The organism is Acidicapsa dinghuensis (assembly GCF_025685685.1).
Taxonomy (GTDB): Bacteria; Acidobacteriota; Terriglobia; order Terriglobales; family Acidobacteriaceae; genus Acidicapsa; species Acidicapsa dinghuensis.
This window is the reverse complement of the sequence record NZ_JAGSYH010000007.1, coordinates 24,199-48,058: the sequence shown is the minus strand read 5'-3', so window position 1 is coordinate 48,058 and position 23,860 is coordinate 24,199. Positions and strand designations below refer to the sequence as shown.

The window sequence follows — 23,860 nt, the reverse complement described above, 5'->3', positions numbered from 1 at the left end:
GGATCGCTCATCCGAGTAAAAATTGAGATCACGCATTCGTGTTAGTTCGCAACCTTTTCATGGAAGTTTTGCGAGAATTTTGACTGAAGGTAAAAGAGATATTACTTCGTAGGCGGCAAAAGTTCAGGGTCGATAATCAAAGCGGGTCAGTCTCCGGTGGTTTTGCCTGAAACACAATCGCGCTGATTCATCGAGCGCAAAACCGGATTTCAGGTACACTCAAGTCGATGAGCGCAAGCCTCTACATTGTGGTGGAAGGGGAAGATCCGGGCTTCGATATCTTCGTGAATGGTCATGCTCTGGCACGGAATGAAGATGCGCTGGAGCGGCTTGCGGAAAAACTGAGCGTCCAACCCCTGCTGGAGTTTTTCTCCGCCGACCGGAACTCGATGGCTTTGCTGCTTGATCAGGGTGCGGGCGATCCAGAGTGGACCACCCATCTGCCACAACCTCAATGGTATACGCCGGACGAAGGTCTGCGGACGGTTCGCGCTTTGCTGGATTTCCTGACTATTTCTCCGGCTGCGCTCGGCTCCGAGACGGAGTTCGTCGTACGCGAGCTAAGAGAGTATGAGACGGTGCTGCGCAAGACGTCAGCCCGGCATCTGCGTTGGCATCTTGCTGTGAGCTGGCGTTAAAGATCTCTCAGGTATCTGACTAAACCGCTGCAACCGGCTCTTCTTTGCGGCTAAAGACGTTGCCCATGCGGCGAATCTGTGCTCCGACACCGCGCAGCTTCTCTTCAATGCGTTCGTAGCCTCGGTCCATGTGATAAACACGGTCGAGGATCGACTCGCCGTCCGCGACGAGCGCAGCCAACACCAGGGATGCAGAGGCGCGCAGGTCAGAGCACATGACGGCAGCGGCAGACAGATGCGTTCCACCACGAACAGTCGCGGTGCGGCCGTCAACCGCAATGTTCGCACCCATACGAACCAGTTCCTGCACGTGCATGAAGCGGTTTTCGAAGATGTTTTCCTGAATCTGCGAAGTTCCTTCGGCCTGCGTTGCGAGCGCCATGTATTGCGCCTGCATGTCCGTCGGGAAACCTGGATATTCCTGCGTGGAAATATCAGCTGCTTTCAATGCGCCATCGGAGCGTACACGGATGGAATCGTTCCCAAGAATTTCGACTCGTGCGCCGGCCTCCTGCAGCTTGCCGATTACCGCGCCGACATGCGCCGGATTGCAATTGGCGACAATCAGATCGCCCTTGGTAATGGCTCCCGCAACCAGGAAAGTTCCAGCTTCGATGCGGTCTGGATTGATGCGATGCTGCGCGCCATGCAGCTTGGTCACGCCCTTAACGCGGATCGTCGATGTGCCGGCGCCTTCAATCTGCGCTCCCATGGCAGTGAGCAGGGCAGCCAGATCGGTCACTTCGGGCTCGCGCGCACAGTTTTCCATCAGCGTTTCGCCATCGGCGAGCACTGCGGCCATTAGCAGGTCTTCTGTTCCTGTGACGGTGATCTTATCGAAGACGATATGAGCACCCTTGAGCCGTGGAGCGCGCGCCTCCAGATAGCCGTGCTCCTGAACGATCTCGGCACCCATCTTTTCAAGGCCCTTCAGATGCAGGTCGATGGGGCGTCCGCCAATGGCGCATCCGCCAGGCATCGCAACCCGTGCCATGCCGCAGCGGGCTACCAACGGACCAAGCACCAGAGCGCTCGCCCGCATCGTCTTGACGATCTCGTATTTGGCGACAGGGTCGGAGAGATTGCGGCAACTGATAGTGGTGCGATGCTGGGCGCGTCCGTAGCCAAGCTCGACCTCAGCACCCATCGATGCGAGCAGCTTCCGCTCCGTCTCGATGTCGTGCACCTGCGGGATATTTTCGAGGATAACCCTGTCTTCGGTAAGAATGGCCGCGGCCATGCAGGGAAGAGCGGAGTTTTTGGCTCCGGAAACGCGAATAGTACCTACCAGCGGATTGCCGCCGCGGACCACGAATTTGTCCATAAAATTGCCGACTCCTGAACTGTCAGTATAGATTCCGCGGCGGATGGCTTGGTTCTACCCAATAAACGCGGAATCTCAGGCGGCAATACCGGCGCTAGAGTTCTAAGATGGTGTCTTCGATTGCGAGGCGAACGTTGCCATCAGACTTAGCCAGACGGCGTACTGCTTCCGGCTTGTCTACCTTGGCCTTGAGCATCACCAGCGCAACGGGAACGCTACGTCCGGCGCTTTTGATGGTGTTCACCGCGGTTTCGCGATCGATGTCGCAGGCGCGCATCAGAATGCGAATGCCGCGTTCCACCAGCTTCGAGTTCTGCATGTGTACATTGACCATGAGGTTTTCGTACACATAGCCAAGCCGCGTCATGGCGCCCGTAGTGATCATGTTAAGGATCATCTTCTGGGCAGAGCCGGCCTTCATGCGCGTCGATCCGGAAACAACTTCCGGGCCCACTTCCGCAACAATAGCAATGTCGGCAGCAGCGGCCAGCGCCGTATCGTAATTGCAGGTGACAGCCGCGGTCTTCGCGCCGCGAGCACGAGCGTACGCAACGGCTGCGACTACATACGGCGTACGGCCAGATGCCGAAAGGCCGATAACAACATCCTTACGGGTGGGGCGGCGGCGGGCAATGTCACGCTGACCCAGCTCTTCCGAGTCTTCGTTGACCTCGACAGCAGACGCCAGCGCCTTAGGGCCGCCTGCCATGATGTACTGCACCTGTCCGGAAGCCGTGGAGTAGGTGGGAGGGCATTCCGATGCGTCGAGAGCGGCAATACGGCCGCTGGAACCAGCGCCGACATAAATAAGGCGGCCACCGTCGCGGAGGCTGCGGGCCACCTGATCAATTACCTGGGCGACTTCGGGCAAAGCTTTCTTTACAGCCGCGGCGATCTTCGCGTCTTCGTGGTTGATGATACGGGCTATTTCGAGAGCGGACTTGGTGTCGAGCCCTTGGGAGGCTTCGTTCTGGCTCTCGGTGGTTAAGCGTTGGAGCTGCGCCGCTGTATCTTTTTTAGGCTTCTCAGTTGTTGTGGGCGCTTCGTTCATGATCGTGCTTGTGGGCATCGTCGTGTTGGTCCCTGGCTATCCCGATTGTAGTCCTACTGTTTGGTTTCAGATTGTGCGATTTGTCACGCTTTTGGGGGATGGTAGTTTTATCGTCAATTCCAGCCCGATTGCTCTCTTAAGATATCAATTCTTTCCCGCTCCAAAGCCTCTCGCACGGCATTGTGAAAAGCCGGCCGTACGGAGCGGATAAGCTGCGAGCTGCGACCAGGCCATGTGCGGTTGGTGAGCAGCGTCACACCGATACCGGCGTCACGATCTATCCAAAGAGAGCATCCCGAGTAGCCTAGGTGCCCAATGGAGTTCGGTGAAAAATAGATTCCCGAAGAGGATTCCTGCGATGGCGTATCCCATCCCAGCGCTTGCGACGAGCCCACAGGCGGCTCGCGATGCGCAAATGTCTCGATCATCTCGCGGGAGAAAAGAGAGACCTCTGCCGGATTAAGAATGGCATGAGTGAATCGAAGCAGATCGGGCACATTACTGAAAAGTCCGGCATGGCCCGCTACGCCCCCGAGCAGCCAGGCATGCTCATCCTGTACTTCTCCTTGAATGCGTCGGTGCCGGAAGGTTGCATCGATCTCCGTGGGCGGGATCTCTGGCCGGATAGAAGTGGACGGCGTGAAGAGCGTCTGGTTCATCCCCAACGGAGAGAAGACATGCTTTGCCGTCCATGAGGCCAGGCCCTCGTGCAGGATCGTTTCGAGAGCCTTGCCGAGCAGAATAAATCCGGGATCGGAGTATTCCGCGCGCTCACCGGGTTCGGCTTCGATTGGCAGATGGAGGCATTCGCGCAGCAGCTCCTGCGCTGAATTCGCCGTTTTGAACATCGGTACATATCCGGGAAGCCCCGAATTATGAGCCAGCAGGTGACGGATCGTGACCTTGCGCGCCCGGGCAGACGAATCCCGCCCGATAATGAAGCCGGGGAGTATCTCTCCCAGTGGCGTATTCAGGTCGAGATTTCCCGATTGATAGAGCAGCATCGCTGCCGACGTGGTCGCTACGATCTTTGTAACGCTGGCAATGTCGTATACGGTATTCGGTGTGACAGCCGGAGTATTGGCGCCCTCATCCCAATAAGTGAAGTGGCCGAGAGCGTCAAGCAGCACAATATTGCCTTGCTGCAGAACTCCAAAAGCACATCCAGGAAAGGCTCGTGCCTGAATTGCCTCTTCGAGGACGGCGTAGGCCTGGGCAAACGGACCGCGTTCGTCGCTGGCGGGAAATTTAAGTTTAGATTCGAATGTCACGGCCAATCCCTCTCGTGACTCGCATCCTATCGCGAAAGATTGTGCAGCGTTCCGCGCAGTGGAATTTTTGTTCAGCGTGACCGGCGGAGAGCTATCCTGAGTCCAGCGGCAGGCGTCTATTCAAGCAGATCAGCCTGTCAGGCTTGGAGGTAGGTGTGTCGGATTTGCGGCATATTGTGCTGTCAGCGGTTCTTTCTGGAGCGGCGGCAGTGTGTGCGGCCCAAACGCCAGCGCCAGATGCCGCCCAGGTCGGCGGACAAGCTGCCGCGCAACCAGCAGCGGCCGAAGCCAGCTCTACGCCCTCATCTGCCGGACCTGCTTCTTTTGGCGCGGTAACTGCAAGTGCGCCAACCTACGAGGTTCCTGCAGGGACCAAGGTACTGCTGCAGCTCAAGAGCGGCGTCAACACCAAATCGGCTAAACCTGGCGATGGCGTGTATCTTACCTCGGCCTTTCCCGTGGTGGTTGGTGCGCGCGTATTGATTCCCGCCGGAGTGTATGTCCAGGGAGTGGTTGACCGCGTCGTGCGCGCGGGCCGCATCAAAGGCAAAGCCCAGCTCGACATGCACTTCACATCGATGATTTTTCCCAACGGCACCGTGGTCGAGATTCCCGGTGGAGTAAACGGCCTGCCCGGCGCTCAGCACCAGACGGTAAAAAACGATGGCGAAGGAACCATTGTGCAGGATAGCGGCAAGGGCAGAAACGCCGGCGAAACAGCAAAGATAGCTCTCCCGACTGGAGCGACTGCCGGAACGATAGGCGGAGCAGTTGCAGGTCATCCTATCTCAGGCGGATTGATCGGTCTTGCGGCTGGCGCGGCGACAGTAGGCGTCGTTTCGCTTTTTACGCGCGGTGCCGATGTCGAGATACCAAGTGGAAGCCAGGTTGAGATGGTCTTCCAGAGGTCGCTGGTCCTACAGGCCGAGAACCTGTCGGCAACGCCGGCATCATCGGTCGCCCCTGCCTCTTTGATTTCAGCGCCAAATCAACCGAAACCGTTGGCAAAGCCGGCGTTGGGCAAGACGCAATTGCTTTGCCCACCAGGCAGCCTGGGTTGTCAGTAAAGCGAGTAAACTAGAAACAATGGAAAGCGAAGTGGCGCAGCCGGAGCACGAGACAACACAGGCGGAGCTGCCACTCTCTTCTACTTCCTCACAGAAGACTGCAGAGCACACTCTCATCCAGGCAAAAGTACCTGGATGGAAGCTTTGGGTGCGCGATCTGTTTTTTGCGGCGCTCGCTTCAGTCCTGATCATCACCTTTCTTTATCAGCCGGTTCGGGTGGAAGGCACCAGCATGCTTCCCCGGCTGGTTGATCAGGACCGGCTCTTTATCAATAAGTTTGTCTATCACTTCACTGCCATTGAGCGCGATGACGTGGTGGTCTTTCACTACCCGCGCGACCCCAGCAAAAGCTACATCAAACGCGTGATTGCTCTGCCGGGCGATCATCTGCGCATCGATGACGGGCAGGTTTTCGTGAATGGCAAAGCAATCAAAGAGCCCTACGTTCCGCCGGCATATCGTGACGAAAGATCGCTGGAGCCGATGGTGATTCCACCGGACGAATACTTCGTCATGGGTGATCATCGGTCCATCTCATCCGACAGCCGCGAGTTTGGCCCAGTCCAGCGCGACCTCATCTACGGCAAGGCGGAATTTGTTTACTGGCCCACTCAGGATGTCGGTGTGGTGCGGTAGTTGGGTTCCAAGACATATCGATAATCTTCCCGCTAAATCTGCCGAAATTTGAGGTTTTCGATTTATCGTCTCTCTTCGAATTGGCCCACATAGTGATGTTTCATTTCTGTCACAATATTCGCGAGTGAAACCTGCTAAAATCGATTGAATCCACTCCTCGGAGACGCGATGCAAGCGACTCTTGCGCTCGAAGACGGGCGCATTTTTCTGGGCGAAGGATACGGAGCACCGGGGGAAGCCCTGGGCGAAGTGGTCTTCAATACTTCCTTAACCGGTTATCAGGAAATCGCCACCGATCCCTCTTATGCCGGTCAGATCGTAGTTCTTACTAATCCACAGATCGGCAACTACGGAACCAACCAGGCGGATAACGAAGCGGCCAAGCCGTATATCGAAGGCCTGATCGTACGCGAGTTCTCTTCGGTCAGCTCCAACTGGCGTTCGGAGCAGGTGACCGACGAGTACATGGAGCGCTATCAGGTTCCGGTAATGGCCGAGATCGATACTCGCGCGCTGGTGCGCCACCTGCGCAACAACGGCGTGATGCGCGGCGTGATTTCCAGGGCAGAGACCGATCCCGAAAAGCTCATTGCCAAGGCTCGTTCCATCCGCAAGATGGATGGCACGGATCTGGCTCGCGTGGTTTCGACCAAAACGCAGTTCAGTTTTGACGAAACCGACGCCAACAACCAATCCGGCGATCCGTTACTTTCGACCCGTGACGCGGGTAATTTCGAGCGAAAGCTTCATGTAGTGGCTTACGATTTCGGCATCAAGCGCAACATTCTGCGCATGTTGACGCGCGAAGGTTGCCGCGTGACCGTAGTACCCGCCGAAACGCGTGCCGATGAAGTCATGTCACTCAAGCCAGATGGTGTCTTTCTCTCGAACGGCCCGGGTGATCCGGAGCCGGTCGATTACGCTGTGAAGGCGATTCAGGAGATGATGGGGCGCAAGCCGATCTTCGGCATCTGCCTTGGCCATCAGCTCACCGGTTTAGCGCTCGGCGGCAAAACCTACAAGCTCAAATTTGGCCACCACGGCGGCAACCACCCGGTGAAAAACAATGTCACCGGCAAGGTCGAGATCACGGCACACAATCACAACTTCGCCGTAGATCCTGACTCGGTGAACGCCAACGAAGTGGATCTAACGCATGTAGACCTCAACGACAACACGCTCGAAGGACTGCGCCATAAGTCGCTGCCGCTCTTCAGCGTGCAGTATCACCCCGAAGCAGCACCTGGCCCGCACGACTCGCACTATCTCTTCCGCGATTTCCGCAAGATGATGGAGGAGTGGAAGGGATGACCTTCGCAGCGAGCAACAGGATCGGTATTTCCAGACAGCGGGGCTATTGGCTCCGCTGTTTTTTGGGCCAGACGACTTTGACAGCAGATAGCAGGGAATAAAGACAAGATGCCACGCAGAAATGACATCCAGAAGATACTTGTGATCGGCTCGGGGCCGATCGTCATCGGCCAATCCGCCGAGTTCGACTACTCCGGCACACAGGCCTGCAAGGCCCTCAAGCAGGACGGCTTCGAAGTGGTGCTGGTGAATTCCAACCCGGCCACCATCATGACCGATCCAGAGTTGGCCGACCGCACTTACATCGAGCCGCTCACCGTGCCCTATGTCGAAGAGATCATCCGCATCGAGTCTGCGATGATGGCTCCCGGTTCGGGCAAGTTCGCACTGCTGCCGACTGTCGGTGGCCAGACAGCGCTGAATCTCGCTGTCGATCTCTCCGATGCCGGAATCCTCGAAAAATATGGCGTGGAGATGATCGGCGCCAAGCTCGAAGCCATCAAGAAAGCCGAAGACCGCCTGCTCTTCAAGGACGCGATGGTGCGCATCGGCCTTGAAGTCTCGAAGTCGATCCTCGTCAACAATCTCCGCGACGGCATGGATTTCGCTCAGAAGATCGGCTTCCCGATCCTCATCCGCCCCAGCTTCACACTCGGCGGCTCGGGCGGCGGCATTGCCTACAACCGTGAAGAGTTGATGGAGATTCTCTCCAACGGCCTCAGCCTTTCGCCGGTGCACGAGTGCCTGATCGAAGAGTCCGTGCTCGGCTGGAAAGAGTATGAACTGGAGGTCATGCGCGACCTCGCAGACAACGTCATCATCGTCTGCTCTATCGAAAACTTCGATCCGATGGGCGTGCACACCGGCGACTCTATCACCGTAGCCCCGGCGCAGACACTCACTGATCGCGAATACCAGAAGATGCGCGACGCAGCCATCGCCGTCATGCGTGAGATTGGCGTTGAGACCGGCGGCTCCAATGTGCAGTTTGCCGTGAACCCCGCCAACGGCCGCATGACCGTCATCGAAATGAATCCGCGTGTCTCGCGCTCATCAGCGCTGGCTTCGAAGGCAACCGGCTTCCCAATTGCCAAGATCGCGGCGAAACTCGCCGTCGGCTACACACTCGATGAGATTCCCAACGACATCACGCGCATGACCCCTGCGTGCTTCGAGCCAACCATCGACTATGTCGTTACGAAAATTCCGAAGTGGCAATTCGAAAAGTTTCCCGGCGCAGACGAGACGCTCGGTCCGCAGATGAAGTCAGTCGGCGAAGTTATGGCCATCGGCCGCACCTTCAAGGAGTCGATGATGAAGGCGCTGCGCTCGCTCGAAACGGGCAAGAAGACGGGCAGCGAAGAGCTGAATCCACGCCGTCTGACGCAGCGTCTCGTAACGCCACAACCCGAACGGCTCAACTACATCCGCTTTGCTTTCGACCGCGGCCTGAGCGTACGTGAGGTAGCTCGCTACACCGGCATGGATCCGTGGTTTCTTTATCAAGTTCGTGAGATCACCGAGTCGCAGCGCAGCATTTCGACCCTGAGCCCGGAGACTGTGCTTGCCTCAGACCTGCGCCGCTGGAAACGCCACGGCCTGAGCGATGAGCGCATCGCAACTGAGTGGCATCTCGAAGGCCACGACGGTATTGCACTGGTGCGGGAGCTACGTTACGCGCACAACATCCGTCCGGTCTTCAAGCTTGTCGACACGTGCGCTGCAGAGTTCGAATCGCACACGCCCTACTTCTACTCGACCTACGACGAAGAGGACGAAGCGCCACCGACATCGACGCGCAAGATCATCATCCTCGGCAGCGGACCCAACCGCATCGGGCAGGGAATCGAGTTCGATTACTGCTGCTGCCACGCGGCCTTTGCGCTCAAAGAAGATGGCTACGAGACCATCATGGTCAACTGCAATCCCGAGACCGTATCGACCGACTACGACACCAGCGACCGTCTCTACTTTGAGCCGCTCACGCTCGAAGATGTACTCGCGATCTACGAGCATGAAGCGAAATCCGGCGCTGAGATCGGCATGATCGTGCAGTTTGGCGGACAGACTCCGCTGAATCTCGCACAGCGCCTGCGCAAGGCCGGCGTGCCCATCATCGGCACTTCGCCCGAGTCAATCGATCTCGCAGAGGATCGCAAGCGTTTCGGCAAATTGCTCGAAGAATTGCAGATTCCGCAGCCTGCTGGTGGCACAGCTACTTCTGTCGACGAAGCTCTCGCCGTAGCCGACCGCATTGGTTATCCAGTACTTGTGCGGCCATCCTACGTCCTCGGCGGACGCGCCATGGTGATTGCGTACAACGCGGCAGAAGTCGCCCACTACATGCGCTCGGCAGTCGAGTATTCCTCCGACCGCCCGGTTCTTGTCGATCACTTCCTTGAGTCGGCGGTCGAAGTCGATGTCGACGCACTCTGCGATTCCGAAGATGTGGTCATCGCTGCCATCATGCAGCACATTGAAGAGGCCGGCATTCACTCAGGTGACTCCTCCTGCGTGCTGCCTCCAGTTGATATTCGCCCCGAGACGCTCGATACCATTCGCGCCTACACGCGCAAGCTGGCGATGGCACTCAAGGTTGTCGGTCTGGTCAATCTGCAGTTCGCAATTCAGCGCGATGTCAATGGCAAAGACCAGGTTTTTGTCATTGAGGTCAATCCACGTGCCTCGCGTACAGTGCCTTACGTCTCGAAGGCAACAGGCGTGCCGCTGGCCAAGATCGCGTCGCGTCTCATGACCGGTCGCAAGCTGCGCGATTTCCTGCCGGATCAGGTCAACCACCGTAAGGATCTCGATCCCGGCCCGCACTTCTATGTAAAGTCACCAGTCTTCCCGTGGAATAAATTCCCCGGTGCCGACACAGTGCTAAGTCCTGAGATGAAATCCACCGGCGAAGTCATGGGTGTGGCCGACAACTTCGGCGAAGCCTTCGCCAAGGCGCAGCTTTCCGCCGGGCAGGTGCTTCCACTCAACGGCACGGTCTTCTTCAGCGTCAACGATCCGGATAAAGCGGCGGCGGCCGCGCTGGCAAAGCGCTACGTCGAGTTGGGCTTCCATCTGGTAGCGACCGAAGGTACGGCGCGGGAGATTGAAAAACTCGGTCTCACCGTCGAGCGTGTCTTCAAGGTGAAAGAAGGCCGTCCGAACGTCGTCGATCTCATCAAGAGCGAGCGCATTCAACTCATCGTGAATACGCCGCGTGGTCAGGACACGATCTTCGACGAGAAAGCTCTCCGCCGTGCTGCTGTGCTGGCCCGCATCCCGACCATCACAACCGTTGCCGCAGCCCGGGCCGCAGCCGACGGAATCGCAGCCATGCAGCGGCAGAAAACCTCGGTGGTTTCGCTACAGCAGCTTCATCCGGTGTTGGCGTAGGCTCTGGCCTACGCCTTTTTCTTGAGCGCCAGGCCCGCCCCGATTCCGTAGCCGATAAAAGCCGCGGTCGGCCAGGTGCCGAGAAACCGGCCTTCGCCATCGATCAGGCCGCTATCTTCGTTCAGGCTAAAGAACGTTAGATAAAGCTTCTGTGAGGCATCGCAGTGGTAGCACTGGTTTGGCCCGGTTGGCATGTCGAGGATCCAGAGGCAGATGATCAGAAACCAGATCAGCCCCACCAGCCACGTGTGCGGGCCCATCTCATTCTGTCTTATCTTGGTAAAGAAGTAGCCCACCACCAGCGGCAGAAAGAAGGAAGCTCCCAACGTGGCGATGGCGGGCACGCTTTGAGGATGCGCAAGCGTGATCGCCAGCATCATGCCGCCCCATGTTCCGGCGGCGACCATCGTGTTAATCAGTACCCAGAGTGCCTGTTCGCCGAGGTTCGCAACTCTCAGCTCTTCTTCTTCGACGAGAACCTCTTCCGGTTCCTGATTTATCTCAGCGAGTTCGTGATCCATGCTGGCCGCTCCGGAAGAAGGTGACTCAAGTGTATCTGAAATGTGACTTGCCGGATCGCCCGCGCCTTGCAGCCCATTGACCATCCGGATGCGGGATCGAGGCTCCTTGACCGCCGTCTACAATGGAATCATGCTCCTTGAAGGCATCTTCGCTCCCGTGACCACGCCGTTCTATCCAGACGAGCGCATCTACTTCAAAAAGCTTGAATTCAACGTCTCCAGGTTGTCGCTGACAGCCTTGTCTGGACTCGTCGTATTGGGGTCGACCGGCGAAGCAGTAGCGCTCAATGATGCCGAGACTCGCGAAGCTCTGAGCGTAGCGGCCAGTGCCGCAGCAGACGAGAAAGTGCTGATCGCCGGCATCGGCCGCGAGAGCGTCAAAGCCACGGTTGAGCTCGCAGAATACGCGGTAGGCCGCAAATACGATGCCGTTCTGGTGCGTAATCCCTGCTATTACCGCCCTCAGTTGACTCCGGAATCCCTGCTTCATTACTTCCGCAGCGTGGCCGATCACTCCCCGCTGCCTGTGATCCTTTACTCCATTCCGAAGTTCACACAGGCAGAGATTCCTCTCGAAGTCGTCGCAGAACTGGCGCACCATCCCAACATCATCGGTCTCAAGGAATCGAGCGGAAACGTCGAGCGGGTCGGCAAGGTGATTGAAGCCACGAAGAACGCGCCTAAGCGCACCATTGCCGTCACTCCAGTTTTCGAGGCCGTCACGGGCCGCATGCTTACTCCCAAGGCGCTGCCAATGAATTTCATTCCTGCCGATGGTCTCACCGGCGGAACAGAAGCCGCTCTTGCATTGGCAATTGCGCCCCCTCCACCGGCAATTCGCACTCGCACCAAAGAGGTCGGATTTCAGGTGCTGGTTGGTTCAACAGCAACGCTCAAAGAATCGCTCGACCTTGGTGCAACCGGCGCAATCCTCGCGTTTGCCACCTGCGCTCCGCAGGCATGCCAGGAGATCTACACGGCCTGGAAAGAGCGTGATCATGCGCTTGCGGAAGAGAAGCAAAGGCATATCGCCGAAGCCAGCAACGTGGTGGGCAGCACACTGGGGATAGCAGGCGTCAAGTATGCCTGCGATTTCAACGGCTACTATGGCGGCAAGCCACGCGGTCCGCTGTTGCCTCTGGATGGGCCAACGAAAGCGCGTGTCGAAGACCTGCTGGCTCAGATTCGCCACTAACCCAGCGCATAAAGCAGCTCAAATTAACCACAATCTGGGACCAGCCTTTTATAACTTGCTTGATTGGGAAATCTATCCAATTGAGCCGTAATCATTTGGGTCCCTGCAGGGACATCCATCTCTCTAAGTGACTATAATTATTAGTCGAAGAGAGAGCTTTGTCTTTCTGGACATTTCAATTCGAAGGGAATCCCGCCACATGGCGATAGGAGACCTAGCTCTGGGTCACGAACAGAGCGAAGCGGCGCTGCCAAGTGCCGCGAAACGTGTAGTAAATGACTTCAGCATCGTAGTCGCAACGGTCAACGGGTCCGGTTCGCAATCGGCCAATAGCGTACTGCTGAAGAGCATTTTTGGAATGGGTGTTCCGGTAAGCGGAAAAAATCTGTTCCCCTCCAACATTGCCGGACTACCCACCTGGTTCACCATTCGCGCCAGCAAAGACGGATACGTAGCGCGCCGCAAAGAGATCGATCTGCTTGTCGCGCTTAATCCTGAGACCGCCAAGGATGACATCCTCGCGCTTCCTGCCGGAGCTGTCGCTATCTACGAGGAGAATCTGAACCTCAAGCAGTACCGCGATGATGTGATCTGCTATCCCGTTCCATTCGACAAGATCACCGCTCAGGTATGTCCTGAGGCGAAGCTTCGCAAGCTCGTCAAGAACATGGTCTTCGTGGGCGTAGTAGCCCAGATGCTCGGCATCGACATGAATAGCGTCGAGGGAGCACTGAAGAAGCAGTTTGCCAAGAAGCAGAAGGCGCTCGATCTGAACTTCGGCGCGGTCAAGGCTGGCGCGGCCTACTTCGCGGAACATCTGACCAAGCACGATCCTTACTACATCGAGCACATGAACGCCACTGCCGGCAAGATCATCATCGATGGCAATTCGGCATGTGGTCTCGGTGCGGTGTTCGCCGGCGTGACGGTTGTTGCGTGGTATCCCATCACGCCATCGACTTCGTTGATCGAAGCAACAACGGAATACCTGAAGAAGTTCCGCATTACCGAGGATGGCAAGGCGACCTTTGCAGTAGTACAGGCAGAGGATGAGTTGGCCGCGATCGGCATGGTGCTTGGCGCTGGCTGGGCCGGCGCGCGTTCGATGACCTCGACCTCCGGTCCCGGCATCTCGCTCATGGCTGAGTTCGCCGGTCTGGGCTACTTTGCCGAAATCCCCGGAGTTATCTTCGACGTGCAGCGCACTGGTCCTTCGACTGGTATGCCCACGCGTACCTCGCAGGCCGACTTGCTTTCGACTGCGGTCCTGTCGCATGGCGATACGAAGCATGTGATCCTGCTGCCTGGTTCGGTCAAGGAATGCTTCGATTTCGGCTATCAGGCGTTCGACATCGCCGAGCGTCTGCAGACCCCGGTATTCGTGCTTACCGATCTCGATCTCGGCATGAATAATTGGATGTCTGAGCCGTTCGATTATCCGACAAAGCCTATCGATCGCGGTAAGGTGCTCAGCGCCGATGACCTCAACCGTCTCGGTGGTTTTGCCCGCTATGCCGACGTCGATGGCGATGCTATCGGCTGGCGTACACTGCCTGGTACCGATCATCCCAAGGCTGCCTACTTCACACGTGGCTCGGGGCACAACTCCAAGAGCAATTACACCGAAAAGCCGGATGAGTATCTCGAGATTATGGATCGGTTGACGCGTAAGTTTGATACTGCGCGCACACTGGTTCCCAAGCCCGTGATCGTGAAAGACGGAACCTCGAAGATCGGCATCATCGCTTACGGCACCTCAGACTTCGCGATTGCCGAATCTTTGGATGAGCTGAAGAAGAATCACGATTTCGACATCGATTATCTCCGCGTTCGCGCCTACCCGTTCACGCAGGAGGTTCACGACTTCGTCGCCTCGCACGACCGTATCTACGTCGTCGAGCAGGATCGCGATGCGCAGCTTGCCAGCCTGCTGAAGCTCGATCTCGCGGCAAACGAAGCCATGAAGTTCCGCAGCATTCTTCACTTCAATGGATTGCCGATCGATGCCGGCTCCGTTACGGCAGAGCTGATTGCACAGGAGGGCCGCTAAGTCATGGCTACAGCAACCGCAACACCGACTCCGGCTCCGAAGGTCAATCGCATTGGTCTGCCGGTCATTGAATACCGCGGTGGCAAGACGACGCTCTGCGCCGGCTGCGGACACAACGCCATCTCAGAGCGCATCATCGATGCGATGTATGAGATGGGCGTCCAGCCAGAACGTGTCATGAAGCTCTCCGGCATCGGCTGCTCGTCCAAGAGCCCTGCCTACTTCATGAACCGTTCGCACAGCTTCAATAGTGTGCATGGACGCATGCCCTCCGTTGCCACCGGCTCGATTCTTGCCAACCACACGATGCAGGCCATTGGCGTTTCCGGTGACGGCGATACAGCGTCCATCGGCATGGGACAGTTCGTTCACCTGCTGCGCCGCAATCTTCCCATGATCTACATCATCGAAGACAACGGCGTATATGGTTTGACCAAGGGCCAGTTCTCTGCAACCGCCGACATCGGTTCCAAGCTCAAGACCGGCGTCATCAACGATCTGCCTCCCATCGATACCTGCTCGCTTGCCATCCAGCTTGGCGCGACCTTCGTTGGCCGCTCCTTCTCGGGTGACAAGAAGCAGCTGCTCGCGATGCTCAAGGCCGCGATTGCCCACAAAGGCACCGTGATGCTCGATGTGATCAGCCCCTGCGTCACCTTCAACGATCACGAGGGTTCGACCAAGAGCTACAAGTTCATGCAGGAGCATGACGAGCCGATCAACGAGCTCGGCTTTGTGCCAAGCTTCGAAGACATCAGCGTCGAGTACGATCCAGGCACAACCACCGATGTGAAGCTGCACGACGGTTCAAGTCTGCGTCTGCGCAAGCTGCGCGAAGACTACGATCCGACCGACAAAGTCAGCGCCGTCAAGGCGCTGATGGAAGCGCACGAAGGTGGGGAAGTGCTCACCGGCGTCTTCTATGTCAATCCGGAAAAGCCAAGCTTTACCGATCTGCTCAATCTGGTGGATCAGCCGCTCGGCACACTGCCCGAGTCTGTGGTTCGTCCCTCGAAGGAAGCTCTCGACAAGGTCATGGCCAGCCTGCAGTAGATTTATCTCAAACAAAAGAAGGAGCTCCACTATTGGAGCTCCTTCTTTTATGCCTGGAATCAGCCTGCAATCTCAGCCACCGTCATCGGGAAAGAATAAGCTGGCCTATCGTTCGCCCGCCCGGGGAACGATACGTACACCCATCGCATTGAGTTTGGTGCGCGCCTGAGAGGCTTCGGGCGTTTGCGGATAGCGCTGAATCAACGCCCGCAGTTCGTGAACGCCCTGCTCGCGCTGGCCAATCTGTATCAGCGACTCGCCCTTGCGAAGCTGTGCCGCAGGGGCTTTGGGGCTGCCGGCAAAGTTCTCGAGCACCTGATTGTAGGCCTTGATGGCGTCGCGATATTTCTGCTGCCGGTACGAGATTTCGCCAATATAAAACTGCGCATTGCCCGCCAGCGGATCGTTCGGATAGTAGTGAACAATATCGCCGAACTCACCAGCGGCTACGTCGTAACGCGCAGCGTTATAGTCGCGCAGGCCGCTCTGGTAGGTATCCTGCAGCGGTGGAGCCTGCTCCTGCGGTTGCTGAGGTGTTTGCGGTGCACCAGCGCCACCGCCATTGTCTCCAGCGCCGGGCTGCCCCTGCTGACCGGGCGTTCCCGGCTGTTGCGGGTTGCCAGGCTGTCCTTGCTGAGCGCCGGCTGCGTTCGCCCCCGCAGCCGATTGCGCCTGCATCGTCTGCAGCTGCGACTGCACGTCCTGCAATTCCTTGTCGAGCTTGCCCATGCGCGTCTTCAGCTCGTCAATCGAATCATTCAGCGACTGTACCTGGCCCGAAACACCGTCCAGCTTGCCGCCGGTGGCCTCCGACTGCGAGTTGATCTTCTGCTGCATCCCGTTCACGGCCGCAGTCATCTGGTTTACGTTGTCTGCGCTCTGTTCCACCAGATGTTGCAAGACACCAAAGCGCGAGTCGACCGTGGACTGCAGCCGCTGCACCATATCCAGAAGTTGCTGCACCTGGGTTTGCAGTTCGATGATCTCTTTTGACGCCGCATGCGCGGGCAGAGATGGGACCAACGTGGCCGCCATAAGCAGAGCCACATTCCGGAAACGCACAATTCGCGACAAAGAAGGACGTTGCATAAGAATCTCGCAGTCTGTTCGGTAAATGGATTGCGGCAGTGAAGGCCAGGCCTCGACTGCCGCAGATGCAGTTACATTATCGTTGATTAAGTTCGCCGTGGGCTATCTTCGAAGAGACAGCCCCCAGGCGGGGTTGTTTACCGGTCAATTGTGAAACCAGCACGGCGGTTCTGCTGCCAGCACTCTTCCGTCGACTCCGTACAGAATGGCTTCTCCTTGCCATAGCTGATAGTGCGAATGCGATCCGGCGAGACACCTGCCTGTATCAGCGCCTTCTTCGCAGAGTCAGCACGGCTCTGGCCCAGCGTCAGGTTGTACTCGTTCGATCCGCGCTCATCGCAGTAGCCACCGATCAGCACCTTGATGTTCGGGTTCTGTGCCAGGTATGCCGCCGACTTCGACATCGTGGCCTGCGCATCGCCGCGAACGTCATAGCTATCGTAATCGAAGAAGATATCCTGCACATTCTGCTTAAACCGCTGCTCTTCGGTCAGGTTGCCTTCATCCATATTGTTGGGAACCGCGACTGCATTCTGAGGCTGATTGACCGTAACCCGAGCCGTCGCATCTGCCGTGCCGCCATCGCCGCGAGCCAGCAGGTGATAGCTGGTCGATTCAGTAGGCGTAACAGTCTTCACGCCGGAACTGGGCACATCGCCGATTCCATCAATCGAAACGCTCGTGGCATCCGTTGTGCGCCAGGAGAGCACTACCTGATCGCCAGCCGTAATGGTGTTGGGTGTTGCAGTCAATTGCGCGGTAGGCGTCGGGCCATTCATGCCCGGCGGCGTGGTGTTGCCTGCCGCCGATTTCTTCTTACAACCAGCAAAGCCAATGACGGCGGCGAGCATAACCAGGCAGGTGAGAACACGGGTTCGGGAGCTCAAGTCTTTTCTCCTTAATTTTTGAAGTTCCTGTTTACGAAATTTTGTTCCTGTCGTTCAAAAGCCCCACGGTCGTGCCGGGACTAAACCTATTTCCAGCTCCAGTTCGGCATAAAGTCCTTGCCGGAGCGAGTGAGCTGATGTTGATCCGTGCCATCGGCCAGCATGGTCCAAATAGAGGTGTGTCCACCAATTGCACGCTCAAATACGATGTGTCGGTTATCGGGTGACCAAGTCGGAAAATCGTTGCTGCCAGAGTCGTGTGTCAACTGCGACCAGCGCAAGGAAGCAATGTCCATGACGTAAATGTCCTGCCCGCCCGGCGCGCCTGGTCCGTACTTGCGATTCCATGAAAACGTGAGGAACTGTCCATTGGGAGACCATGATGGCGAAATCGCATAACCGCCATCGGTCATGCGCGTTACGTTGCCGCCATCCGCATCCATGATGTAGATCTGCGGCAGACCGGTGCGTCCGCTGACCCAGGCGATCTGCCCGCCAGTCTTCGGATTCCACGTCGGCGAAACATCAGGCCCGCGGAACGAAGTCAGCTTGCGCGCATTGCCGCCGCTTGCATCGCAGGTCCAGATCTCAGGATCGCCCGAACGCGAAGATGAGAATGCAATCTTGCCGCCATCCGCAGACCATGCCGGAGAAAAGTTGCTGCCCCCAGGAACGCCGCACGGGAAGGAAACAAATCGTCCAAGTTCCAGAGAATACATGCGGATCGACCAGCCTTCGCGGCCAAGCGAAGAGTAGGCCAGACGTGTGTTATCCGGAGAAACGCGGGGCGAAAGCGATGGACCGCCATGTGTGACCACATGCTGGTTCTGCCCGTCATAGTCCATCACCCAGACTTCTTTCGTTCCGCTGCGGGCGCTGACAAAAAAGATCTTCGTCTCTGCGATGCCGCGGGTACCAGTGAGTTGCGCGATGATGTCGTCGGCAAAGCGGTGAGCGATCGCGCGCGCATTATCCGTGCTGGCCGAGTCTCCGTACTGCTTGCCAAGAATCGGCGGATTTCCTGGAGTTTTCGCATCCACCAGCCAGCCGCTCAAAGTAATGCGTCCACCGGTCACATTTATCGATCCAAGAGCCACCATCGAAGCATTCGCCGGTGCCGCGGACCACTGAGTCAGATTGATCTCCTGCGGCGAACCGGGCGTGACCGTTGGCGCCATGCTCTTCGAAACCATGTCGAAGACACCCGAGGCGCTGAGATCGCCGTAGAGCGTCGCATCGAATACGTTCTTCAACTCAGGCATTTGCGGATCGTTGCCGACGGGCTTCATATCCGCGGCGGCCAGACGAATCGGATTGTTATTCAGTCCACTGCCGGTGCGCACCCAGTCCTGTGCGCGAAGTTCTGAGGATGGAATCAGGAATAGAAGAGAAGCGAGAAGAAAGCCAGGCAATATACGGGGAAGCTTGATAAGAGGAGCAATCATCGGAAATGTTTGTCCTTCTCCTGGAGTGAGCCAGGATAATCGAGTTCGAACTCGCGAACTCGAAGCTGATTCGCACGATGCTGAGTGCATCTGCATAGGCTTACAGCGCCCTTTTCGTGCGGGTTTCCAAACGTTACTGATCATAGTCGCAAAAGTATGAGACAGAGAGATTACCATCGCTTGGTGGCGAAGGCAGAGGTCCAAATGTGTCAACACGCCGCGCAGCGCGAATGCACGCCTGATCCAGCGTTGGGCTGCCGCTGGAGCGATCAAGCCGTACATCCGTCGTACTGCCGTCGCGGCGAATCGTAAAGAGAATGTAGGTGCGCGCACCTGCCGGGGTCCTGGTATCGACCTCGCCGCGGTACAGGTTTTCCTTCATCTTGCGTTGAATATTGTCCACGTAATACGGATAGTTAAACCCTCGCGCTCCACCAGTGACCGCAACCTGTCCGTTGCTCGAAACAGTGGATGGCTGCATCGCGCGCTGCATATTATTCGCGGCCTGCTCGCCATAGGCTGCCTTGTTGTTTGGCGCTGTCTGCTGATGAGCTGACGTGCGTTGGTTCGGCGGCGCGGCGATAGGCTTGGGCGGCGTGCTGACCTGCTGCTTTTGCTTCGCCTGCTTCTTTGGAGGCGTGATCTTGGACGGGATGGGAATCGCCTGCTCGTCGTAGGTCTCTTTGGTTTTCGGAGTAGGCGGGGCAGGCGCTTCGCTTGGCTTTTCCGTGGCCAGCACATTCTCGCTCGGCGGATGCGTCGACGGAAGCGGAATAGCACTGCTCACCAGTTGCACCTGGATCGCGCCACCATCGTTGTTGCCACCCCAGTTGTTGTGCGGAAACAGAGCTTCAAGATAAGCAAAGCCGATAATGCCGCCAAAGAGCGCAAAATGAAACAGAAGAGCGTAGGTGGTGAAGCGGCCGATCGGGTCCTTGACGAACTCCCGCTCGATCTCTTCAAAGTGACTACCGACCTGTATTCCGTCGCCCATGCTGTCGATCTTGCCAGTCCGGCTTGTTTTGCACGGAATCTCCGCGCAACTCCTGATTACGGGTTGTTGCCGGACTTATCCAGCGGCTGCGTAACGATGCTGATGTTGGTGATGCCCGCCTGTTTCACCGCGTCCATCACGGTTGCGAATGCTCCGAACGGCACGCGCTCATCCGCACGCAGGTAAATAATCTGGTGCGCCGGGTCCTTGCCACTCTGCTGCAGGCGCGCAGGCAGATCGTGCACATTGATCGGCTGATCGCCCAGGTACACCGTCTGATCCTTGGTAATGCTCACCACAACATGCGAGTCCTGAATTTCCTTCACTGTCTTTGTTTTGGGCACCGCGACTTCGATTCCGGATTGCAATACCGGCGCGGTGATCATAAAGATCACCAGCAGTACCAGCACCACATCCACCAGCGGCGTGATGTTGATCTCCGCCAGAGAAGTCTGCGTGCGTCCGCCTGATGTCGTAAAGGCCATACTTAGACCTCGCCGCGGCCCATGTGGGCTATCGGATCCATCGCACGCTGTCCGCCTTGTGCCTGCGCTGCGGAGCGCTGAGGAATCTCTTCAAGCGAATTCAATAATTCGCGTGCGAAATCATCGACACCCGAGGCAAAAAGGCGCAACCGGGCAGTGAACTGGTTGTATGCGACGCCAGCAGGCACAGCCACGAAGATTCCAGCCGCTGTCGTGATCAGCGCTTCAGAAATGCCCGGAGCTACCGCACGCAGCGTTGCCGATCCAGCGGTTCCGAGGCCGTGAAAGGCTTCAACGATGCCCATAACCGTGCCAAACAGGCCGACAAAGGTCGCAGATGAAGCAATCGTCGCCAGCCACGTCAGCCGCTGTTCCAGCCGTGTCAGCGCCTCGCTGGCTGCCGTTTGCGCCGCGCGCTCCAGCGTTGTGACATTGCGCGGAGGCCCATACCCGCCCGTCTGCCGTTTGTAAGCCTCATAGACTTCTTCAAACACGGCCGTTAGCGGACTAGGCGTATAGTCGGCCGTAATCGCGGCAATCTCCTGCAGCCGCGTCGCCTTGCGAAAGGTCCGGATGAACCGACGGCTCTGCTTGGTCGCTTTGCCGAAGCTGCTCATTTTGGAGAAGATCAGCGCCCAGGAGTAGACGCTGGCGATGCCCAGCACCAACAAAACAGCAATAGCTACCGGCCCGCTGTTGGTGACCATTTCGACCAGTGCAGAGCCGGCCTGTGGAGGTGGAGCGGATGCGTCCGCCTGATACAGCAGAAAAAGGGAAGCTGCAAAAATCGGCGTATACCTCAACTAAAAAATTAGCAGATGAAAATTCACCATCCAAGTTGTTAGGCGAATTCTCACTGCAAAGATGCGCAAGAAGAGTCAACTTATGCGTAAGTTGATCCCCAGGAGCCTCCTCAAGCGGTTCCACAAGTGCGGGTCATGATATGCTGCGCTCGATCCGCTCCTCTACGGGCTTCACAGTCGACCGGGCTTCCGCACTATTTATTGTAGACCGGGACCTCAGGCATCTCGATAGCGGAAAATGTACACACCATGCTCGTGGAACTGCGCGCCGAGAACTACGCTGTCATCGATCACGCCATTGCTGTCTTCGGTCCCGGCCTCAACCTGCTCACCGGCGAGACCGGCGCAGGCAAGTCAATACTGGTAGACGCTTTAGCTCTGCTGATGGGCGGCAAGGCCTCGGCAGATGTAGTGCGCCATGGCGCCGATCGGGCCGTTGTTTCCTGTGTTTTTGAAGCGACGCCTGCCGCAGACGCCATTCTCGACGAGAACGGCATCGACGCCACCGGAACAGAAATCATCCTCCGTCGCGAGATTCTCGCCAACGGCAAAGGCCGCGTTTTCGTGAACAATCAACCGGCTACCGTCGCCGTGCTCAGGCTGCTCGCACCTGAGCTCGCACTCGTTCATGCCCAAAGTGAAACACTGTCGAGTTTTGATCAGTCCCAGCAGCGCATCCTGCTCGACCGCTTTGCCGGACTCGACACGACAAACGTCGCCGAAGCGCACGCAGTATGGCGCGAAGCCGCTCAAAAGCTCGATGATCTGGAACGTGGCGAACAAGATCGCCTGCGAATGGTCGATATGTGGGCTTTCCAGCGCAAAGAGATCGAATCTGCGCAGCTCATCGCTGGCGAAGACACAGAGATTGAGAACGAAAAGCGTGTTCTCGCCAACGCCGAAAAGATCTACGCCGCAGCCATGGGGGCTTTCGACCTGCTCTACGACGGGGCAAACTCCACGGAAGCAACGCTTCGTTCTGCACAGCGAAATATCGAAGAACTTGCACGCTACGACAGTAAATTTGCCGATTCAGTGCAGCAGCTAGCCTCGGCCCGCGCCATCGTCGATGATCTGAGCGACACGCTACGCGACTATGCGCAGAACATCAACGCCTCTCCCGACCGTCTCGCCGAGATAGAAGAACGTCTCGTCACTCTCGACCGCCTCAAGCGCAAGTACGGCGGCAGCATCGCCGAGGTCATCGCGTTTGGCGAAGACGTAGCGCGCAAATTGACTGAAGTCGAAGACCGCGACGAAATCCTGAAGCAGCTTCGTGCCGACCTGGCAAAGGCTCGCGCGCGGTATGCCGAGCATGCACAGGCGCTCAGCGCGGCGCGTGCCGCCGCAGCCACAAAACTCGCTCGTTTGGCTGAAAAACAGATTAACGATCTCGCCATGAAAGTGCGCTTTGAGGTCACGGTTACGCCACGCAAGGACGAGGCGGATTGGGCAGCCCATGGATGGGACGAGGTCGAATATCGCATCGCCACCAACGCCGGCGAGCCCCTAAAGCCACTCGACGAGATCGCCTCCGGCGGCGAGATGAGCCGCGTCATGCTCGCGCTCAAAGTCAGCGTCGAAGAGGGAACTGGCCGCCCCGCTGGCAAATCCTCGGCAAAAAAAGTCACACCGCGAACCCTCGTCTTCGACGAAATCGACATCGGCATCGGAGGCCGCGCCGCGGAAGCCGTAGGCCAGAAGCTGAAGGCCCTCAGCCGCGTTCAGCAGGTGTTGTGCGTTACTCATCTGCCTCAAATCGCCGCCTTTGCCAATCAGCACTTCCTCATCGAAAAGCGCGAGTCGCAAGGCCGCACCAAGACCCAGATTCGCCTGCTCGATGACCGTGCTCGAATAGAAGAAGTAGCTCGCATGCTCAGCGGCGCAGTCGTCACCGAAGCTAGCCAGCACCACGCCAGCCAGATGATCGCCGCCAGCCGGTAAGTTATTGTCGAGGAAAGCTATAATGGAAGAGTACATGCAGAGTGCAAGGACAATTCAGCGGGTGCTTGATCCGTCCCGGCAGGAACTTGAAACTTATCGCTATTGGCAAAGTCTGCCAGTAGGCGATCGTCTTACGGCTGTTTGGGATGTGAGCGAAGCCGCGTACGCTTTTGCAGCAGCCTTCAAAGGAGCCGCAGGCCATGATGCCTCCAGACCTCAAAGAACTCTTACTCGCATTCAACGAGCAAAGAGTTAAATACCTGATCATTGATGGCTACGCCTTTGGTGTCTATGTAGAGCCGCGCGCTACGAAGGATTTGGATCTCTTCATCGCAACCGATGTAGTAAATAGCGAAGCCGTATACAAAGCACTGGCGCAGTTCGGCGCGCCTCTCGATGGGCTCACACCCGCTGATTTCCGAGATAACTCAGCCTTTCAAATTGGTCAGCCTCCAGCGCGAATAGACCTGTTGCAGCAGATTTTCGGTGTCTCTTTTGAAGAAGCCTGGGAAAATCGTATCGAGGGGCTTATCGATGGAAATATATCTGCACCGGTGATCTCGAAAGCCGATCTCATTCGAAATAAGCTCCAAGCTGGACGGGAGCAGGATCTATTGGACGCCAGGCGGCTTAAAGATACAGACCAAATCGAACGAGCTCCGAACTCGTAATCCGGCCCACGCGGGACGCTTCAGATTCGTC

The 23,860-nt window shown here is 57.3% G+C and carries 20 protein-coding genes; 10 read left to right on the top strand and 10 right to left on the bottom strand.

Features of this window, described 5'->3' with window-relative positions:
• The first annotated feature begins 227 nt into the window (after positions 1-227).
• On the top strand, positions 228-638 hold the full coding sequence (locus OHL22_RS19845) for a hypothetical protein (protein WP_263341272.1): 411 nt from the start codon (positions 228-230) through the stop codon (positions 636-638).
• A 19-nt stretch (positions 639-657) separates the two neighbouring features.
• On the opposite strand, the gene murA is transcribed toward OHL22_RS19845, so the two are convergent.
• The 3 genes from murA to OHL22_RS19830 all read right to left on the bottom strand — a co-directional run bounded on the left by murA (position 658) and on the right by OHL22_RS19830 (position 4,284).
• On the bottom strand, positions 658-1,962 hold the full coding sequence (gene murA / locus OHL22_RS19840; RefSeq protein WP_263341270.1) for a UDP-N-acetylglucosamine 1-carboxyvinyltransferase: 1,305 nt from the start codon (positions 1,960-1,962) through the stop codon (positions 658-660).
• 94 nt (positions 1,963-2,056) lie between these two features.
• Positions 2,057-3,013, bottom strand: a complete 957-nt coding sequence (gene murQ, locus OHL22_RS19835; RefSeq protein WP_263341269.1) for an N-acetylmuramic acid 6-phosphate etherase — start codon at positions 3,011-3,013, stop codon at positions 2,057-2,059.
• A 113-nt stretch (positions 3,014-3,126) separates the two neighbouring features.
• Positions 3,127-4,284 (bottom strand): serine hydrolase domain-containing protein, encoded by a 1,158-nt coding sequence (locus OHL22_RS19830; RefSeq protein ID WP_263341267.1) that lies wholly within the window; start codon positions 4,282-4,284, stop codon positions 3,127-3,129.
• A gap of 155 nt (positions 4,285-4,439) precedes the next feature.
• Here OHL22_RS19830 and OHL22_RS19825 point away from each other — a divergent pair, with 155 nt between their 5' ends.
• The 4 genes from OHL22_RS19825 (at position 4,440) to carB (ending at position 10,692) form a co-directional block, all read left to right on the top strand.
• Positions 4,440-5,351, top strand: coding sequence for a hypothetical protein (locus OHL22_RS19825; RefSeq protein WP_263341266.1), 912 nt, complete (start codon positions 4,440-4,442; stop codon positions 5,349-5,351).
• Between the two features lie 19 nt (positions 5,352-5,370).
• Complete coding sequence (gene lepB, locus OHL22_RS19820; RefSeq protein ID WP_263341264.1) at positions 5,371-5,988, top strand: signal peptidase I; 618 nt, start codon at positions 5,371-5,373, stop codon at positions 5,986-5,988.
• 168 nt (positions 5,989-6,156) lie between these two features.
• On the top strand, positions 6,157-7,299 hold the full coding sequence (gene carA / locus OHL22_RS19815) for a glutamine-hydrolyzing carbamoyl-phosphate synthase small subunit (RefSeq protein WP_263341262.1): 1,143 nt from the start codon (positions 6,157-6,159) through the stop codon (positions 7,297-7,299).
• A 108-nt stretch (positions 7,300-7,407) separates the two neighbouring features.
• Positions 7,408-10,692: a carbamoyl-phosphate synthase large subunit gene (gene carB, locus OHL22_RS19810; RefSeq protein WP_263341260.1), complete on the top strand. Its 3,285-nt coding sequence runs from the start codon at positions 7,408-7,410 to the stop codon at positions 10,690-10,692.
• Positions 10,693-10,700: 8 nt separating this feature from the next.
• Here the strand turns inward: carB and OHL22_RS19805 are convergent, their stop codons facing one another.
• Complete coding sequence (locus OHL22_RS19805) at positions 10,701-11,213, bottom strand: hypothetical protein (protein ID WP_263341259.1); 513 nt, start codon at positions 11,211-11,213, stop codon at positions 10,701-10,703.
• A gap of 106 nt (positions 11,214-11,319) precedes the next feature.
• On the opposite strand from OHL22_RS19805, the gene OHL22_RS19800 reads away from it, so the two are divergent.
• From OHL22_RS19800 to OHL22_RS19790, 3 genes are all read left to right on the top strand, one after another.
• Entirely contained in the window at positions 11,320-12,408 is a 1,089-nt protein-coding gene (locus OHL22_RS19800; RefSeq protein ID WP_263341257.1) for a dihydrodipicolinate synthase family protein, read from the top strand.
• Positions 12,409-12,607: 199 nt separating this feature from the next.
• Positions 12,608-14,458 (top strand): 2-oxoacid:acceptor oxidoreductase subunit alpha, encoded by a 1,851-nt coding sequence (locus tag OHL22_RS19795; protein ID WP_263341255.1) that lies wholly within the window; start codon positions 12,608-12,610, stop codon positions 14,456-14,458.
• Positions 14,459-14,461: 3 nt separating this feature from the next.
• Positions 14,462-15,511, top strand: a complete 1,050-nt coding sequence (locus OHL22_RS19790) for a 2-oxoacid:ferredoxin oxidoreductase subunit beta (RefSeq protein ID WP_263341253.1) — start codon at positions 14,462-14,464, stop codon at positions 15,509-15,511.
• A 105-nt stretch (positions 15,512-15,616) separates the two neighbouring features.
• Here OHL22_RS19790 and ybgF read toward each other — a convergent pair whose 3' ends face one another.
• From ybgF to OHL22_RS19760, 6 genes are all read right to left on the bottom strand, one after another.
• Complete coding sequence (ybgF, locus tag OHL22_RS19785; protein WP_263341251.1) at positions 15,617-16,600, bottom strand: tol-pal system protein YbgF; 984 nt, start codon at positions 16,598-16,600, stop codon at positions 15,617-15,619.
• Between the two features lie 137 nt (positions 16,601-16,737).
• Positions 16,738-17,487: a peptidoglycan-associated lipoprotein Pal gene (pal, locus tag OHL22_RS19780; protein ID WP_263341250.1), complete on the bottom strand. Its 750-nt coding sequence runs from the start codon at positions 17,485-17,487 to the stop codon at positions 16,738-16,740.
• Between the two features lie 86 nt (positions 17,488-17,573).
• Complete coding sequence (gene tolB / locus OHL22_RS19775) at positions 17,574-18,932, bottom strand: Tol-Pal system beta propeller repeat protein TolB (RefSeq protein WP_263341248.1); 1,359 nt, start codon at positions 18,930-18,932, stop codon at positions 17,574-17,576.
• A gap of 133 nt (positions 18,933-19,065) precedes the next feature.
• Entirely contained in the window at positions 19,066-19,926 is an 861-nt protein-coding gene (locus OHL22_RS19770) for a TonB family protein (protein ID WP_263341247.1), read from the bottom strand.
• Between the two features lie 56 nt (positions 19,927-19,982).
• Positions 19,983-20,411 (bottom strand): ExbD/TolR family protein, encoded by a 429-nt coding sequence (locus tag OHL22_RS19765; RefSeq protein WP_263341246.1) that lies wholly within the window; start codon positions 20,409-20,411, stop codon positions 19,983-19,985.
• 2 nt (positions 20,412-20,413) lie between these two features.
• Complete coding sequence (locus OHL22_RS19760) at positions 20,414-21,214, bottom strand: MotA/TolQ/ExbB proton channel family protein (protein ID WP_263341245.1); 801 nt, start codon at positions 21,212-21,214, stop codon at positions 20,414-20,416.
• A gap of 249 nt (positions 21,215-21,463) precedes the next feature.
• Here OHL22_RS19760 and recN point away from each other — a divergent pair, with 249 nt between their 5' ends.
• Both recN and OHL22_RS19750 read left to right on the top strand, forming a co-directional pair.
• Complete coding sequence (recN, locus tag OHL22_RS19755) at positions 21,464-23,158, top strand: DNA repair protein RecN (RefSeq protein WP_263341243.1); 1,695 nt, start codon at positions 21,464-21,466, stop codon at positions 23,156-23,158.
• A gap of 200 nt (positions 23,159-23,358) precedes the next feature.
• Positions 23,359-23,829 (top strand): DUF6036 family nucleotidyltransferase, encoded by a 471-nt coding sequence (locus OHL22_RS19750; protein ID WP_263341242.1) that lies wholly within the window; start codon positions 23,359-23,361, stop codon positions 23,827-23,829.
• Positions 23,830-23,860 lie beyond the last annotated feature (31 nt).